Annotated in this window: 12 protein-coding genes; 11 read left to right on the top strand and 1 reads right to left on the bottom strand. The window is 65.2% G+C overall.

Going from position 1 to position 15,492, the window contains the following annotated elements:
- Window positions 1-143 precede the first annotated feature (143 nt).
- From NE850_RS26370 to guaD, 10 genes are all read left to right on the top strand, one after another.
- The gene (locus NE850_RS26370; protein WP_007180853.1) at window positions 144-830 is read left to right on the top strand and encodes a DUF2848 domain-containing protein; all 687 of its coding nucleotides are present in this window, start codon (window positions 144-146) and stop codon (window positions 828-830) included.
- 7 nt (window positions 831-837) lie between these two features.
- Entirely contained in the window at window positions 838-2,187 is a 1,350-nt protein-coding gene (locus NE850_RS26365; RefSeq protein WP_007180852.1) for an MFS transporter, read from the top strand.
- 209 nt (window positions 2,188-2,396) lie between these two features.
- On the top strand, window positions 2,397-3,077 hold the full coding sequence (locus NE850_RS26360; RefSeq protein WP_007180851.1) for a GntR family transcriptional regulator: 681 nt from the start codon (window positions 2,397-2,399) through the stop codon (window positions 3,075-3,077).
- A gap of 92 nt (window positions 3,078-3,169) precedes the next feature.
- Window positions 3,170-4,549 (top strand): amidase, encoded by a 1,380-nt coding sequence (locus NE850_RS26355; RefSeq protein WP_165186807.1) that lies wholly within the window; start codon window positions 3,170-3,172, stop codon window positions 4,547-4,549.
- Window positions 4,550-4,651: 102 nt separating this feature from the next.
- On the top strand, window positions 4,652-5,161 hold the full coding sequence (locus NE850_RS26350; RefSeq protein ID WP_007180849.1) for a disulfide bond formation protein B: 510 nt from the start codon (window positions 4,652-4,654) through the stop codon (window positions 5,159-5,161).
- A gap of 398 nt (window positions 5,162-5,559) precedes the next feature.
- Entirely contained in the window at window positions 5,560-7,107 is a 1,548-nt protein-coding gene (gene xdhA, locus NE850_RS26345; RefSeq protein ID WP_197740236.1) for a xanthine dehydrogenase small subunit, read from the top strand.
- On the top strand, window positions 7,107-9,512 hold the full coding sequence (gene xdhB, locus NE850_RS26340) for a xanthine dehydrogenase molybdopterin binding subunit (RefSeq protein ID WP_310699603.1): 2,406 nt from the start codon (window positions 7,107-7,109) through the stop codon (window positions 9,510-9,512). Before xdhA ends, xdhB begins: the two co-directional genes overlap by 1 nt.
- 96 nt (window positions 9,513-9,608) lie before the next feature.
- Window positions 9,609-10,628: a xanthine dehydrogenase accessory protein XdhC gene (gene xdhC, locus NE850_RS26335; RefSeq protein ID WP_310699602.1), complete on the top strand. Its 1,020-nt coding sequence runs from the start codon at window positions 9,609-9,611 to the stop codon at window positions 10,626-10,628.
- A 76-nt stretch (window positions 10,629-10,704) separates the two neighbouring features.
- On the top strand, window positions 10,705-11,757 hold the full coding sequence (locus tag NE850_RS26330) for an adenosine deaminase (RefSeq protein ID WP_007180845.1): 1,053 nt from the start codon (window positions 10,705-10,707) through the stop codon (window positions 11,755-11,757).
- A gap of 105 nt (window positions 11,758-11,862) precedes the next feature.
- Window positions 11,863-13,218, top strand: coding sequence for a guanine deaminase (gene guaD / locus NE850_RS26325; RefSeq protein WP_007180844.1), 1,356 nt, complete (start codon window positions 11,863-11,865; stop codon window positions 13,216-13,218).
- Between the two features lie 87 nt (window positions 13,219-13,305).
- Here guaD and NE850_RS26320 read toward each other — a convergent pair whose 3' ends face one another.
- On the bottom strand, window positions 13,306-14,550 hold the full coding sequence (locus NE850_RS26320) for an NAD(P)/FAD-dependent oxidoreductase (RefSeq protein ID WP_007180843.1): 1,245 nt from the start codon (window positions 14,548-14,550) through the stop codon (window positions 13,306-13,308).
- Between the two features lie 109 nt (window positions 14,551-14,659).
- Here NE850_RS26320 and NE850_RS26315 point away from each other — a divergent pair, with 109 nt between their 5' ends.
- On the top strand, window positions 14,660-15,388 hold the full coding sequence (locus NE850_RS26315) for a class I SAM-dependent methyltransferase (protein WP_007180842.1): 729 nt from the start codon (window positions 14,660-14,662) through the stop codon (window positions 15,386-15,388).
- The last annotated feature ends 104 nt before the right edge of the window (window positions 15,389-15,492 follow it).

The raw sequence follows: 15,492 nt of genomic DNA, 5'->3' as shown, positions 1-15,492 counted from the left end.
CTGGATTCCAGCCGGGGCTCGCCCCCTCGCCTGCGTCGCACCCGCAAAGCCACGACAGCGTGCCGCGGAATGTTTTTGACACGCTGGACTCCTGTGAAATATCACAATAATATTTGCCGCATATTTTACGTGGAGTCGAATCAATGCAGCAGGTGTCCTTCAACGTCGTAGACCGTTCCGGCGGCGGCCGCGCCGATATCGCCGAGGTGAACCGTCTGACCATCGCCGGCTGGGCCGGACGCGATCAGGCCGCGATCGAGCATCACATTGCCGAGCTGGCCGAACTCGGCGTCAAGCGGCCGTCCACCACGCCGTGCTTTTATCGCCTCGGCGCCGAACTGCTGACGCAAGCGGAGCAGATCGACGTGGTCGGCGTGAAGTCCAGTGGCGAAGCCGAATGCGTGCTGGTGCATTCGAAGACGGGCTTGCTCGTCACCGTCGGCTCGGATCACACCGACCGCGAAGTCGAGGCCTACGGCGTCACCGTCTCCAAACAGGTGTGTCCGAAACCGGTCGCGCGGGACGCCTGGCGTTTCGACGAGGTGTACGGCCACTGGGATCAACTGGAATTGCGCGCCTACGCCGTGACGAACGGCGAGCGGCGCGTCTATCAGCAAGGCAGCGTCGCTGCGCTGCTGCCGGCCGCCGATCTGCTCGCGCGCGCACCGCTCGCGCCCGGCGCGGCGATGTTCTGCGGCACGCTGGCGGTGCAGGGCGGCATCGTCGGCATGGCCGATGGCGACGCGCTCGAACTCGAATTGCACGATCCCGTTCTGAACCGCACGCTGCGTCACGCCTATCGCGTGCGCGCGCTACCTATCGTCGAATGAGGCACCCATGAGCTCCCCTTCGCTATCCGCCGCCGACGCGTCTTCCGACGCATGGCTCGAAGCCGCTGCCCTGCGCAAGATCACCTGGCGCATCATGCCGTTCCTGTTTCTCGTCTACGTGCTGTCGTATCTGGACCGCGTCAACATCGGTTACGCGAAACTGCAGTTCACCGGCGACCTCGGCCTGTCGAACGCGGCGTACGGACTCGGCGCGGGGATCTTTTTCTTCGGCTACTTCGTGTTCGAGGTGCCGAGCAATCTGCTGCTGAAAAAGTTCGGCGCGCGTGCCACCATCGCCCGCATCACGATGCTGTGGGGTCTGCTGTCGTGTCTGATGATGTTCGTGCGCTCGGAAACGATGTTCTACGTGCTGCGCTTTTTCCTCGGCGTCGCCGAAGCCGGTCTGGTGCCGGGCGTGGTGCTCTATCTGACCTTCTGGTTTCCGTCCGACCGGCGCGCGCGCATGGTTGCCGTGTTCATGGCGGCGATTCCGGTAGCGGGCATCATCGGCGCGCCGCTGTCGGGCTTTCTGATGTCGGCGCTGCATGAAGCGCACGGTTTGCGCGGCTGGCAGTGGATGTTCCTGATCGAAGGCATTCCGTCGATTCTCGCGGGCTTCTGGGCGCTCGCCGTGCTGCGCAACACGCCCGCGGAAGCCGCGTGGTTGAGCGACGACGAAAAGCGCGTGATTCTCGGCCGTCTCGCGCGCGAAAACAGCGCGGCCGCTGCGGCCGGCGCGGAGCATAGCCTGGCGGTGGCGTTGCGCTCGGGCCGTTTCTGGCTGCTCACGCTGATCTATTTCTGCCTCGTCACCGGCAACGCGGGCTTCTCGTTCTGGCTGCCGCAGATCGTCAAGGATCTGGGCGTGACGAACCTGGTGACCAATGGCTTCGTCACTGCGATTCCGTATCTGGCGGCGGGCATCGGCATGATCCTGATCGGGCGCTCGTCGGATATCACCGGCGAGCGGCGCTGGCACTATGCGATGTGCTGCTTCATCGGTGCGGCTGGCCTGCTCGGCAGTGCGTCGGTGAACAACTCAATTCCGCTCGCCGTCACCGGTTTGTCGATCGCGTATATCGGCATTCTCGCGGGCTTCGGCATCTTCTGGTCGATGTCCACGACTTTCCTGCAAGGCACGGCCGCCGTCGCCGGGATTGCGGTGATCAATTCGATCGCGAACCTCGCGGGCTATGTGAGTCCGTATGTGCTCGGCATCGTCAAGGACGCGACGCATAGCGTGACGTTCGGGCTCGTGCTGATCGCGGGCGCGCTGATCGTCGGCGGGCTGGTCACGCTGATGATGCCGCGCGTGAAGGTGCAGCACGCGGCGGCGGTTTCGCCGAGCCGCGCCTGACAGATGGTGATGGACGCGATCTGTCGACGCGCCCCGCAGAGAACGCGGGCGCCGTGCGAAACGAACGCGGGCGCGGGACCGCGATTCCGGCGCCTCCGGTCTGGAAAGCGCGGGCCGATCGCCCACAGGCCGTGTTGCCCGCCCAACCCGCGCCGCGCACGCAAAACCTTGCTCTACAATGCGGACGACATCGCCCGCTTCCTCTTCACATGACGCTTTTGCAGACCGCCCGCCCTTCCAGACCCACCCGAGCGACCGCCGCCGCGAGTCTCGCCGAGCAGGCGTACGCGTTCGTCAAGCGCGAGATCATCACCATGCGCCTGCGGCCGAGCGAGGTGCTCAACGAAGCGGAACTCATGGCGCTGACCGGCATCGGCAGGACACCGGTTCATCAGGCGCTGCACCGGCTGGTGCACGAAGGCATGCTGACCATCATGCCGCGCAAGGGCATCATGGTTCGCCCGGTTTCGCTCGACGACGTGCTGGCGATCATCGACGTGCGCCTCGTCAACGAAAGCTACTGCGTCGAGCTGGCCGCACGCCACGCGCAACAGCAAGACTACGACGCCATGCAGGCGCTGCTGGACCGCTCGGCCGTGTGTGTGGCCGCGCACGATATCGAAGGCATGATGGATATCGACCGCGAGTTTCATCTGGCGATCTCGGCCGCCTCGCGCAACCCCGTGCTGGCCGACATCCTGCGCGGGCTGCACGAACGCTCGCTGCGCTTCTGGTTCATTTCGCTCTCCGAGCCGCATCATCTGGAAGACGTGCACGAGGAACATCTCGAACTGTTTCGCCTGCTGCGCGAACGCGACGCCGAAGGCGCGCGCCAATCCGTGCAAAAGCATATCGAGGCGTTCCGCGCGACACTCTTCAATCGCATCTGATTCGAACGTATTTAAGCCACCGCGTTTGTTAAGCCACATCGTTTGAGGCACTACGCGGCTTCACTCGGTCCAACCGGATTTCTACCGACATCATGGCCACTGAATTCACGCCCTTCCCGCCGTTAGCCCAACTTGCCGCCGACCTCGCCGCCGGCCGCACCACGAGCCGCGCGCTCGTTGAAACGGCGCTCGAACGGATTGCCGATCCGGCCGGCCAGGGCGCGGCCGTCTTCATGCACGTCGACGCCGACAGCGCCCGCGCCGCCGCCGACGCGCACGACCGCTTGCGCGCCGCCGGCACCGTGCTGTCGCCGCTCGCCGGCATTCCGGTGTCGGTGAAGGATCTGTTCGATATCGAAGGCCAGCCGACCCGCGCCGGCTCCATCGTGCTTGCCGACGCCCCCGCCGCCAAGGCGGACGCCGTCACGGTCGCGCGCCTGAAGCGAGCCGGCGCCGTGCTCGTCGGCCGGACCAATATGAGCGAGTTCGCGTTTTCCGGACTCGGCCTGAACCCGCACTACGGCAATCCACTGTCGCCGTATCGGCGCGGCGTGAAGGGCGACGAGCGGATTTCGGGCGGCTCGTCGTCGGGCGCGGCGGCCTCCGTCGCGGACGGCATGGCGGCGATTGCGCTCGGCACCGATACCGGCGGCTCGATCCGCATTCCGGCTGCGCTGTGCGGCCTGACCGGCTTCAAACCCACCGCCGACCGCATCCCGAAACAGGGCGGCGTGCCACTTTCGTCGACGCTCGATTCGTTTGGGCCAATCGGCGTTTCCGTGGCGTGCTGCGCGCTGGTCGACCGCATGCTGGCCGGTCTCGAGCCGCGCATTCCGGCCGCCCGCCCGCTCGAAGGCGTGCGCCTCGGCGTGCTGACCAATTTCGTCACGGACGGCGTGGAGCCGGCCGTCGCCGCGGCGGTCGACACCGCGCTCAAGCATCTGGAAGCGGCCGGCGCGATTGTCAGCGAAGTACGTTTCGCGCCGCTCGACCGTTTGCCGGCAATCAACCGCTTCGGGTTCTCGCCGATCGAGGCGTATGCGTGGCATCGTCCGTTGCTGGAAAAGCATCGCGACCAATACGATCCGCGCGTGCTGGTGCGCATTCTGAAAGGCCAGCCCGCCAGCGCCGCCGACTATCTGGATCTGCTCGCCGAACGCGAGGCGATGCTGGCCGAGGCCGCCCGCACGCTGTGGCAGCGCTTCGACGCCGTCGTGGCGCCGACGGTGCCGGTGGTGCCGCCGCGCGTCGCCGACCTGGTCGATGACGATGACGCTTTTGGCCGCACCAACGCGCTGATCCTGCGCAACCCGAGCGTGTTCAACTTCCTCGATACCTGCGCGCTGTCGCTGCCCTGCCATCTGCGCGGCGACGCACCGGTCGGCCTGATGCTGGCCGGCGCACCACACGCCGACGACGCGCTGCTGGCGATCGGCCGCGGCGCCGAAGCGGTGCTCAACGCGATCCGCTGATCGGGAAACACGTCCTAAAAGCAGGATAAGCGGCAGGGCGGGGGTTCGCGCTAGAATCGCGGGCACCCGCCCTTTCCGTTTCCAGAGACAGCCACACGATCCATGAACAACGACACTGCGATGCTGCGCCGCGAGCGCTCCCTGCTGGTTCTGCTTGCCCTGATCTGCCTCGCCCTGGTGGGCGGCGCGCTGTATCTGCAGTACTTCCTGCACGAAGACCCTTGCCCGCTGTGCATCATCCAGCGCTATTTCTTCCTGCTGATCGCGATCTTCGCGTTCCTCGGCGCGCGCTTCAATAGCTGGCGCGGCGTGCGTCTGCTGGAAGTGCTGGCGGCCCTGTCGGCGCTGGGCGGCATCGTGACGGCCGCGCGCCACGTCTATGTTCAGGCGAATCCGGGCTTTAGCTGCGGCTTCGACGCGCTGCAGCCGCTGGTGGACAGCTTGCCGCCCGCGCACTGGCTACCGGGCGTGTTCAAGGTCGCCGGCCTGTGCGAAACGGCCTATCCGCCGATTCTCGGCCTGACGTTGCCGCAATGGTCGCTGGTCGCATTCGTGATCGCTTTCATTCCGCTGGCGCTGAGCCTGGTGCGCAACCGCCGCCGGATCGCCTGATTGGGCGGCGGTTCTCCCGTTGTCCTCCTCCGCTTTGGCCGCTTTGGCCACACGGAATAGCGCCGGATGTTGCGCCGCCATATGCGGTGGCGAAAGTCCGGCGTTTTTTCGCCCGGAACTCCCGCATCCGGCGGCTGATTGATCGCCCATTTCCCCGGTTGCGCCCCGGCCCGGCTGGTTTCCCATTCTCCGCCGCGCCGCGCGCAACTTCCCGCCTTCCCGCGAATCGTACCTATCTCATGACCGCTTCCGAATAAGCTTCATGCGATATGGGAAATATTTTTGGGACAAGGTAATGCTATCTTCGGATCTGGATGGCGATCTACGTGCGCGAGGCCGGCTTTGGCGCGACCCCATGCGTAACGCGCGCCCGGTCCGCACTGTCTTTCGGATTCGCCATGACAACGCAAACCATCCGCTTTTATCACCAGGGGTCCATCCGTGAGGTCGCGGACGTCCCTGCGTCGCGCACCGTGCTGCAGCACCTGCGCGAGGATCTGCATTGCACCGGCACCAAGGAAGGCTGCGCGGAAGGCGACTGCGGCGCCTGCACGGTCGTCGTCGGCGAACTGGATGCGCACGGCGGCCTCGCGCTGAAAGCGGTCAATGCCTGCATCCAGTTCCTGCCCACGCTCGACGGCAAGGCGCTCTTCACCGTGGAAGACCTGCGCGCCGCCAATGGCGCGCTGCATCCCGTTCAGCAGGCTCTCGTCGACTGCCACGGGTCGCAATGCGGCTTCTGCACGCCTGGCTTCGTGATGTCGATGTGGGCGCTGTACGAAAACCAGCCGGCCGCCGCCGGCCTGCCCACGCGCGATGAAATCAACGCCGCGCTCTCCGGCAATCTGTGCCGCTGCACCGGCTACCGGCCGATCGTCGACGCCTCGCAGAAAATGTTCGACTATCCGCAATATCCGCGCGTGACGCTCGACCGCCAGGCCGTCGCGAATCAGCTGCGCGAACTGCAACGGCGCGACACCTTCGAATACCGCGCACCCGACACGCGCGGCGCCGCGTTCGGCTCGCCCATCTTTTATGCGCCGGTCTCGCTCGATGCATTCGCCAGACTGCGCGCCGGGCATCCGCAAGCACGCCTGCTCGCCGGCAGCACCGACGTCGGCCTGTGGGTCACCAAGCAATTCCGCGATCTCGGCGACATTCTGTATATCGGCAACGTCGCCGAATTGAAGACGGTCGAGCGCGATGCGCAGACGCTGACGATCGGCGCCGCCGTCACGCTCGAAGACGCTTACACCGCGCTCGCCGTCGACTACCCCGAACTCGCCGAACTGTGGACGCGTTTCGCGTCGCTGCCGATCCGCAACGCGGGCACGCTCGGCGGCAACGTGGCGAACGGCTCGCCGATCGGCGATTCGATGCCGGCGCTGCTCGCGCTCGGCGCCGAAGTCGTGTTGCGCCACGGCCCGAAAACGCGCACGCTGCCGCTCGACACGTTCTACCTCGGCTACCAGAAGACCGCGCTCGCCGCCGGCGAATTCGTCGCGGCGCTGCGCGTACCACGCCCGGCGGGCAATCTGCGCTTTCGCACCTACAAGGTGTCGAAGCGCTACGATCAGGACATCTCGGCGGTATGCGCGGCGTTCGCGCTGCACGTCGACGAAAACGGCGCGATCCGGCAAGCGCGCATCGCGTTCGGCGGCATGGCGGCCACGCCGAAGCGGGCCGCGCAAACCGAAGCGGCTTTGAATGGCGCAACATGGGACGAAAACACCGCGCGGCAAGCCATGAATGCGCTCGCCGCCGATTACCAGCCGCTCACCGACATGCGCGCTTCGAGTGCCTATCGACTGAAGGTGGCTCGCAATCTCTTGTGGCGCTTCCACCTCGAAACACGCAATGACGCGCCGCTCGCCCTCTTCGACGTGAATGCGTTCGCGTTCGAAGACGGCGCACCGGACGCCGCCGTTGCGAAGGAGCCGTCGTGATGAACCGGACCGATGCTTTTGTCGAACATGCTGCGAGGCACGTCGCTCATGAAAGCGATGCGTCGATCGGCGTTTCCCTGCCGCATGAATCGGCTGCGCTGCATGTAAGCGGCGAAGCCACCTACACGGACGACGTACCGGAGTTGCAAGGCACGCTGCACGCGGCGCTCAGCCTGTCGCGCCATGCGCACGCGCGCATCGTGTCGATGGATCTGGACGCCGTCAGAAAAGCGCCGGGCGTGATCGCCGTGCTGACCGCCGAAGACATTCCCGGTGAGAACAATTGCGGCCCGGTGCTGCACGACGACCCGATTCTCGCCGTCGAAGAAGTGCTGTATCTCGGCCAGCCGGTGTTCGCCGTGATCGCCGAAAGCCACGAGCTCGCCCGCCGTGCCGCAGCGCTCGCAAAAAGCGACGACGTGATCCGCTACGAACCGCTCGAAGCCGTGCTCACGCCCGCCGAAGCAAAAGCCCGCCAGCAGTTCGTGCTGCCGCCGTTGCATCTGAAACGCGGCGAACCGGCTGCGAAGATCGCTGCGGCGCCGAACCGGATCAGCGGCACATTCGAAGTCGGCGGCCAGGAGCAGTTCTATCTGGAAGGCCAGATCGCGTACGCAGTGCCGAAAGAAATGGACGGCATGCTCGTCTACAGTTCGACCCAGCATCCGAGCGAAATGCAGCAGGTGGTCGCGCATATGCTCGACTGGCCGGCGCATAACGTGGTGTGCGAATGCCGGCGCATGGGCGGCGGCTTCGGCGGCAAGGAGTCGCAATCGGCGCTGTTCGCCTGCGTGGCTTCGCTGGCGGCAAAACGGCTGCGCCGGCCGGTCAAACTGCGCGCCGACCGCGACGACGATTTCATGATCACCGGCAAGCGCCACGACGCCATCTACGAGTACGAAGCGGGCTTCGACGACAACGGCCGCATTCTTGGCGCGCGCGTCGAAATCGGGTTGCGCGCGGGCTATTCCGCCGACCTCTCCGGCGCCGTCGCCACGCGCGCCGTTTGTCACTTCGACAACGCGTACTACCTTTCCGATGTCGATATCGTGGCGCTGTGCTGCAAGACCAACACGCAATCGAACACCGCGTTCCGCGGCTTCGGCGGTCCGCAAGGCGCGCTCGTGATGGAAGTGATGCTCGACAGCATCGCGCGCCAGTTGAACTGCGATCCGCTCGACGTGCGCCTCGCCAACTACTACGGCATCGGCGAGCGCGATACGACGCCGTACGGGCAACGCGTCGAGGACAACATCATCGCGCCGCTCACCGACGAACTGCTCGGCACCAGTGACTATCGCGCGCGCCGCACGGCAATCGCGGCCTTCAATGCAAACAGTCCGGTCCTCAAGCGCGGCCTCGCCTTTTCGCCGGTGAAGTTCGGCATCTCGTTCAACGTGCCGTTTCTGAATCAGGCCGGCGCACTGGTGCATGTGTACAAAGACAGCTCGGTGCTCGTCAATCACGGCGGCACCGAAATGGGCCAGGGGCTCAATACCAAGGTCGCGCAAGTGGTCGCCAACAAGTTCGGCTTGCCGCTCTCGCGCGTGCGGGTCACGGCAACCGATACATCCAAGATCGCGAATACGTCGGCGACTGCGGCTTCCACCGGCAGCGACCTGAACGGCAAGGCCGCCGAAGCCGCGGCGAAAACGATCCGCGAAAGGCTCGCCGGGCTCGCGGCCAAACAACTCGGCGGCAGCGCCACAGACGTGCAATTCGCCAACGGCCAGGTGTCGGTGAACGGCGGAGCGATGCCGTTCGAACAACTGGTCAGCGCGGCGTATCTGGCGCGCGTGCAGTTGTGGTCGGACGGTTTCTACACCACGCCGAAAGTACATTGGGACGCGAAAACGCTGACCGGTCATCCTTTTTATTACTTCGCCTACGGCGCGGCGGTGTCGGAAGTCGTGATCGACACGTTGACCGGCGAATGGAAACTGGTGCGCGCGGACGTGCTGCACGACGCAGGCCAGTCGATCAATCCGGCCATCGACATCGGCCAGGTGGAAGGCGGCTTCATTCAGGGCATGGGCTGGCTCACCACCGAGGAACTGTGGTGGAACCGCGATGGCCGTCTGATGACGCACGCGCCGTCCACGTACAAGATTCCCGCGGTGAGCGACACGCCCGCCGCGTTCCATGTGCGGCTCTACCAGAACCACAACGCCGAGCCGACCGTGTTCCGCTCGAAGGCCGTAGGCGAGCCGCCGTTGCTGTTGCCGTTCTCGGTGTTCCTCGCGATTCGCGACGCGATCGCGGCCGCGGTGCCGGGTGCGCGGGAGGCGCCGCCGCTGCGCGCACCGGCCACGCCCGAGGCGATTCTCGACGCACTGGATGCATTGCAGTCGCAGCCCGCGCGTCAACCGGCAACGGAAGCCGCGACGACCGACACGACCGCGTGAAAAAATAAGCCCACGGCCTGACGCGACACGAATGCGTCGGACCACAGTCAACCGGCCGCACGGACACCCCGCGCGGCCATGTATGGAGAATGCCGGATGCAGCCCTGGCTACCTGACCTGCAACAACTGCTCGCGCACGGCGACGCCGCCGTGCTGGTGACGGTCGCGCGCGTCGAAGGTTCGGCGCCCCGCGAAGCCGGCACCAAGATGATCGTCACGCGCGATTCGGCGAAACACACCATCGGCGGCGGACACCTCGAATGGAAAGCCATCGAGGCCGCGCGCCAGGTGCTGCGCGACGGCATGCGCTCGCCGCACATGCGCCGGCTGGAGCGCTTTGCGCTCGGCCCGAGCCTCGGCCAGTGCTGCGGCGGCGCGGTGATTCTCGCGTTCGAGCGGCTCGACGTGGGCGACCTCGGCTGGATCACGTCGCTCGCGAAACGCGTGGCGGCAGGGCTTTCGACCGTGCGTAGCGTATCATTCGGCCCCGCACCGGATGCGGTGATGCTGTCCGACCCCGAGCCGGGCGTCGACGCCGCCGACTGCCTGCTGTGGGACGGCGCCGGATTCGACGACAGCGGCGCGCTGCTCACCGAAACCATCGCGCCGGGCGACTTCGCGGTCGTGCTGTTCGGCGCCGGCCATGTGGGCGCCGCGCTGGTTCGCGTGCTCGCCACGCTGCCGTGCGCGGTCCGCTGGGTGGATGAGCGCGACGCGCAGTTTCCGCCCGCGGAAACGCTGCATGCGTCGAACGTAAAGATCGATCCGAACGACGCCCCCGACGAAGCCGTCGACCAGGCCGCGCCGCATACGTACTTCATCGTGATGACGCACAACCATGCGCTCGATCTCGACTTGGCCGAGCGCATTCTGCGACGCGGCGACTTCGCGTTCTTCGGCATGATCGGCTCGCACAGCAAGCGCAAGCAGTTCGAGCACCGGCTGGCCGCGCGCGGTCTCGATCCGTCGCTGATCGCGAGGATGAAGTGTCCGCTCGGCGTGGATGGCATCGTCGACAAGTCGCCGGAGATCATCGCGATCTCGGCGGCGGCGCAGGTGCTGCAGGCCGTCGAGGCGAACGCGGGCACGACGCATCGCACCACGCAGACGGCGTGAAGCACGGCGGCGCGGAGCATCGCCATCGACCCATTGTCTCCGGCGCGAAACCACTCCAATAAACTTCTGACCGACCATGACTACAACGACCGTTATCCCCACGCCGCTGGCCGAAAAAACCGTGCTGGCACCCAAGGCCGAACTGCATATTCATATTGAAGGCTCGCTCGAGCCCGAACTGATTTTCGCGCTCGCCGAGCGCAACGGCGTGAAGCTCGCCTACGACTCGATCGACGCGTTGCGCGCCGCATATGCATTCACCGATCTGCAATCGTTCCTCGACATCTACTACGCAGGCGCGAGCGTGCTGCTGCACGAGCAGGATTTCTACGACATGACGATGGCGTACGTTGAACGGTGCCTGGCGGACAACGTAATTCACAGCGAAATCTTCTTCGACCCGCAGACCCACACCGAACGCGGCGTGCCGATCGCAACCGTCGTGGCCGGCATCGAACGCGCACTCGCTGATGCGGAAAAGCGCGGTATGTCGAGCAAACTGATTCTGTGCTTCCTGCGCCATCTGTCCGAAGAAGACGCGCTCGCCACCTTCGAAGAAGCGCGGCCTTTGTTCGAGCAATACAAGCACCGTCTGATCGGCGTGGGTCTCGATTCGTCGGAACGCGGCCATCCGCCTTCGAAGTTCGAGCGAGTCTTCGCGAAGGCGCGCGCGCTCGGCCTGAAACTCGTTGCGCATGCGGGCGAAGAAGGCCCACCCTCGTATATCTACGAAGCGCTCGATCTGCTGAAAGTGGACCGCGTCGATCACGGCGTGCGCAGCATCGAGGATCCGGCGCTAGTCGCGCGTCTGGCCGATTCGCGTGTTGCATTGACCGTGTGCCCGCTGTCGAACCTGAAGCTCTGCGTATTCGACGACCTGACCAGGCACACGCTGAAAGATCTGCTCGATCGCGGCGTGGCCGTGACGGTGAATTCCGACGATCCGGCTTATTTCGGCGGCTACGTGAACGCCAACTATCTCGCCACCATCGACGCGTTGAAGCTCAACGATGCCGAGGTCTACACGATCATCCGCAACAGCTTCGAAGCGTCGTTCGTCACGCCCGAGCAACGCAGCGAACTGATCGCGAAGCTCGACGCGCACTGGCACCCGGGCGGCCCGCACTGACGGGCCGACGTATCGCAGCCGGCGGCGGCGCGGGTTCGCCTGAGAGCCCGGGATCGACCCGTCGTCCGCGCTGTTCTGCTTCTCACATTCGGAGACGGTTTTTCCATGACTCAATCGGCTAAGGCAGCCCAATCGGCATTCCGCGCGCAACTGCTGACCTTCAACGGCGATCCCGCGCAATCGCCCAACGCGGCGGTCTTCAACGAGGACGGCCTGCTGATCGTCGAAGACGGCCATGTCGTCGCGGCGGGCGCCTATGCCGCGCTCGCGACGCAACTCGCGTCCGGCACCCAGGTCGTGGAGATGCGCGACAAGCTGATCGTGCCTGGCTTCATCGATACGCACATTCATTATCCGCAGACGGACATGATCGCGTCGCCCGCGCCCGGTTTGTTGCCGTGGCTCGAGACGTACACGTTCCCGACCGAGCGCCGCTTCGCCGATCCGGCGTATGCGCGCGACACGGCGAGCTTTTTCGTCGAGGAACTGCTGGCGTGCGGCACCACCACCGCGCTCGTGTATTGCACGGTCCATAAGGAATCGGCCGACGCGCTCTTCACCGAGAGCGAAGCGCGCAATCTGCGCATGGTGGCGGGCAAGGTGCTGATGGACCGCAACTGCCCCGAGTTCCTGCGCGACACCGCGCAGTCGGGCTACGACGACAGCGCCGAGCTGATCGGCCGCTGGCACAATCGCGGCCGCCAGATGTACGCGCTCACGCCGCGTTTCGCGCCGACTTCGACCGAAGCGCAACTGGAAGCGTGCGGCGTGCTGGCGGGCAAGCATCCGGACATCTTCATCCAGAGCCACGTCGCGGAGAATCACGACGAGGTGAAATGGGTTGCGGATCTGTTCCCGGGCCACCGCAGCTATCTGGACATCTACGACCACTACGGGCTGCTGCGCCGCCGCGCCGTGTACGGGCACTGTATCCACCTCGACGAGGAAGACCGCAAGCGTATGGCGCAAACCGGCACCGTCGCCTCGCACTGCCCGACTTCGAACCTGTTCCTCGGCAGCGGCCTGTTCGACTTCGACAAGGCGGATAAAGCCGGCATGCCGATCGCACTGGCAACGGACGTCGGCGGCGGCACCTCGTTCTCGATGCTGCAAACCATGAACGAAGCGCATAAGGTCGCGCGTCTCACCGGCCATCATCTGACGGCTACGCGCATGTTCTATCTGGCGACCGCCGGCGCGGCCGAAGCGCTCGATCTCGCGGACAAGGTCGGCACGCTAAAGCCCAAGTCGGAAGCGGATTTCGTCGTGCTCGATCCGCGCGCGACGCCGCTGCTCGCGCGCCGCACCGGGCGCACCGAGTCGCTGGAGGAACTGCTGTTCGCGTTCGCGCTGCTCGGCGACGATCGCGCGATCTATGAAACGTATGCGGCCGGCAAGCGCGTGCATCGCCGCGACGACGTGCGGCAGCATGCGTCGGGCGCGGCGAGAATCGCGGCTTGAATCGCATGATTCACACGGCTGAATAGAAAGCGGCGCTTCAATTTCGAAGCGCCGTTTTCATTTGCCCAAACCTTGCAGCACTGTGCATCAACGATGCGTGCACACCTCGTGCAACGCATTCAGCCGCCGCACCGGATCGGCGACATACGGATTCGACTCGTCCCACGCATAACCTGCCAGCACCGCGCTGATCATGCGGCGGATCGACGGCGCCTGCTCCGGATAGAAAATGATGTCCTGCAACGCGCCCGTGTACCAGCGTTCGACGAAAGCGCGGAACGTATCGATGCCCTTGCGCAACGGCGCGTCGTAATCCGCCGACCAGTCCACCTGTTCGCCATCCAGTTGCCGGTTCAACGTCTGCACCGCGAGATGCGCGGAGCGCAGCGCGATCGTCACACCGGACGAAAACACCGGATCGAGAAATTCGCCCGCGTTGCCGAGCAGCGCGTAACCCGGCCCGTGCAAACGCTCCACGTTGGCCGCATAGCCGCCGATGTGGCGCACCGGCATCAGGAACGGCGCGCTGCCGATCAAACGGTTCAGCGTCGGCTCCTGCTGGATCAGCGCGCGCAGTTTCGCATCGCGCGCCGCTTCCGGCACGTCGAGAAAACTCGCCCCGGCGACGCAACCCACCGACGAGCGGCCGCCCGCCAACGGAATCATCCAGAACCACACGTCGCGGCGCTCAGGATGTGTGGCCACACAGATCTTGTTGCGATCGGTCATACCGGCCGGAATGCCGTCCTGCACGTGCGTGAAGATCGCGGCGCGCGTGGGCATGCGCGTCGGTGCTTCGAGCTTCAGCAAACGCGGCAACACACGGCCAAAGCCGCTCGCGTCGAACACGAAACGCGCTTCGATCTGATACGCGTGGTCCGCTTCGTCGACCACGTCGACCAAAGGCATGGCGCCCGTCTGAACCGCGCGCACCGTGTGCCCGAAGCGCACGTCGGCGCCCTGCTGTGCGGCACAGCGGATCAGGATGTCGTCGAACACCGCGCGTTCGACCTGATACGTGGTGCCCCAACCCGGCGAATGCTTGTCACGAAAATCGAACGCCGACGACTTGTCGCGATAGATGAAATGCGCGCCGTTCTTATACTGGAAACCGGCTTCGACCACGGCCTGCAGCATGCCGGCTTCTTCGAGGTAGGCCATGCTTTGCGGCAGCAGGCTTTCGCCGATGGAAAAGCGCGGAAAATGCTGTCGCTCCAGCACCACCACGGAGCGCCCGGCCCTGCGCAGCAGCGCCGCCGCAACCGCGCCTGCGGGGCCAGCGCCGATGATCACGACATCGACTGTCGTGCGCGTTGACGAATGTGTACTCAAATTTGCCTCAATCGTTTGGGCTTGCCCGGAGCAGCGATTCGCTGCATCCTTACATCTCGTTGCAATTACACTCTGACAGCAACAACGCCAATTCGCCGGGGAGCCCAGCGTGTCGCCATCCGAAACATCCAGTGTCCCCTACGTGCCGGAAACGGCTTTCGGGATCTGGTTCCTGCGTACCTACACCTGGGAGCACCATGTGTTGCGGGTCGCGATCAACGACCTCAAACGCCTCATCGACACACCGTTGCCCGAGGCGCCGGTGATCGTCGACGCCGGCTGCGGCCAAGGCCTGTCGTTCCGTTTGCTCGCCGAAGCATTCAGGCCGCGGCGCATTGTCGGCATCGACTTTCACGAGCCGTCGTTGACGCTTGCCGCACGAGCGGCCGGCGCCTGCCGCGACAAGCTCGCCGATATCGAACTGCTGCACGGCGACTGCGCGACATTGCCGCTGCCCGACGCAAGCGCCGATATCGTGTTCTGCCACCAGACCTTCCACCATCTCGTCGAGCAGGATCGTGCGCTCGCCGAGTTCCGCCGCGTGCTCAAACCCGGCGGCGTGCTGCTGTTCGCCGAGTCCACGGACGCGTACATCAAATCGTGGGTGATCCGGCTGCTGTTCCGTCATCCGATGCAGGTGCAAAAGAGCGCCGACGGCTACCTCGACATGATCCGACGCGGCGGCTTCAGCTTCGGCGAGCGCAATGTTTCGCTGCCCTACCTGTGGTGGAGCCGCGCGAAAGACTTCGGTCTTCTCGAACGGCTCGGCCTGTATCACCCGCAACCTGGCAAGCGTCGTGAAACGCTGGTCAATGTCGCGGCGGTCAAAACCGGTTGATGTGCAACGAAGCACACAGCGTGACGTAGCAAGCCACGAGCCCGGTGCGGTAAAACAGCGCGAGGCGGCGGCAACTCGCCGCCTTCCTGCCTTGCTCGCGCCGA

Origin of the sequence: Paraburkholderia sp. USG1 (genome assembly GCF_031570135.1) — a bacterium.
GTDB lineage: Bacteria > Pseudomonadota > Gammaproteobacteria > Burkholderiales > Burkholderiaceae > Paraburkholderia > Paraburkholderia dioscoreae.
This window is presented reverse-complemented; position numbering and strand designations above follow the sequence as displayed.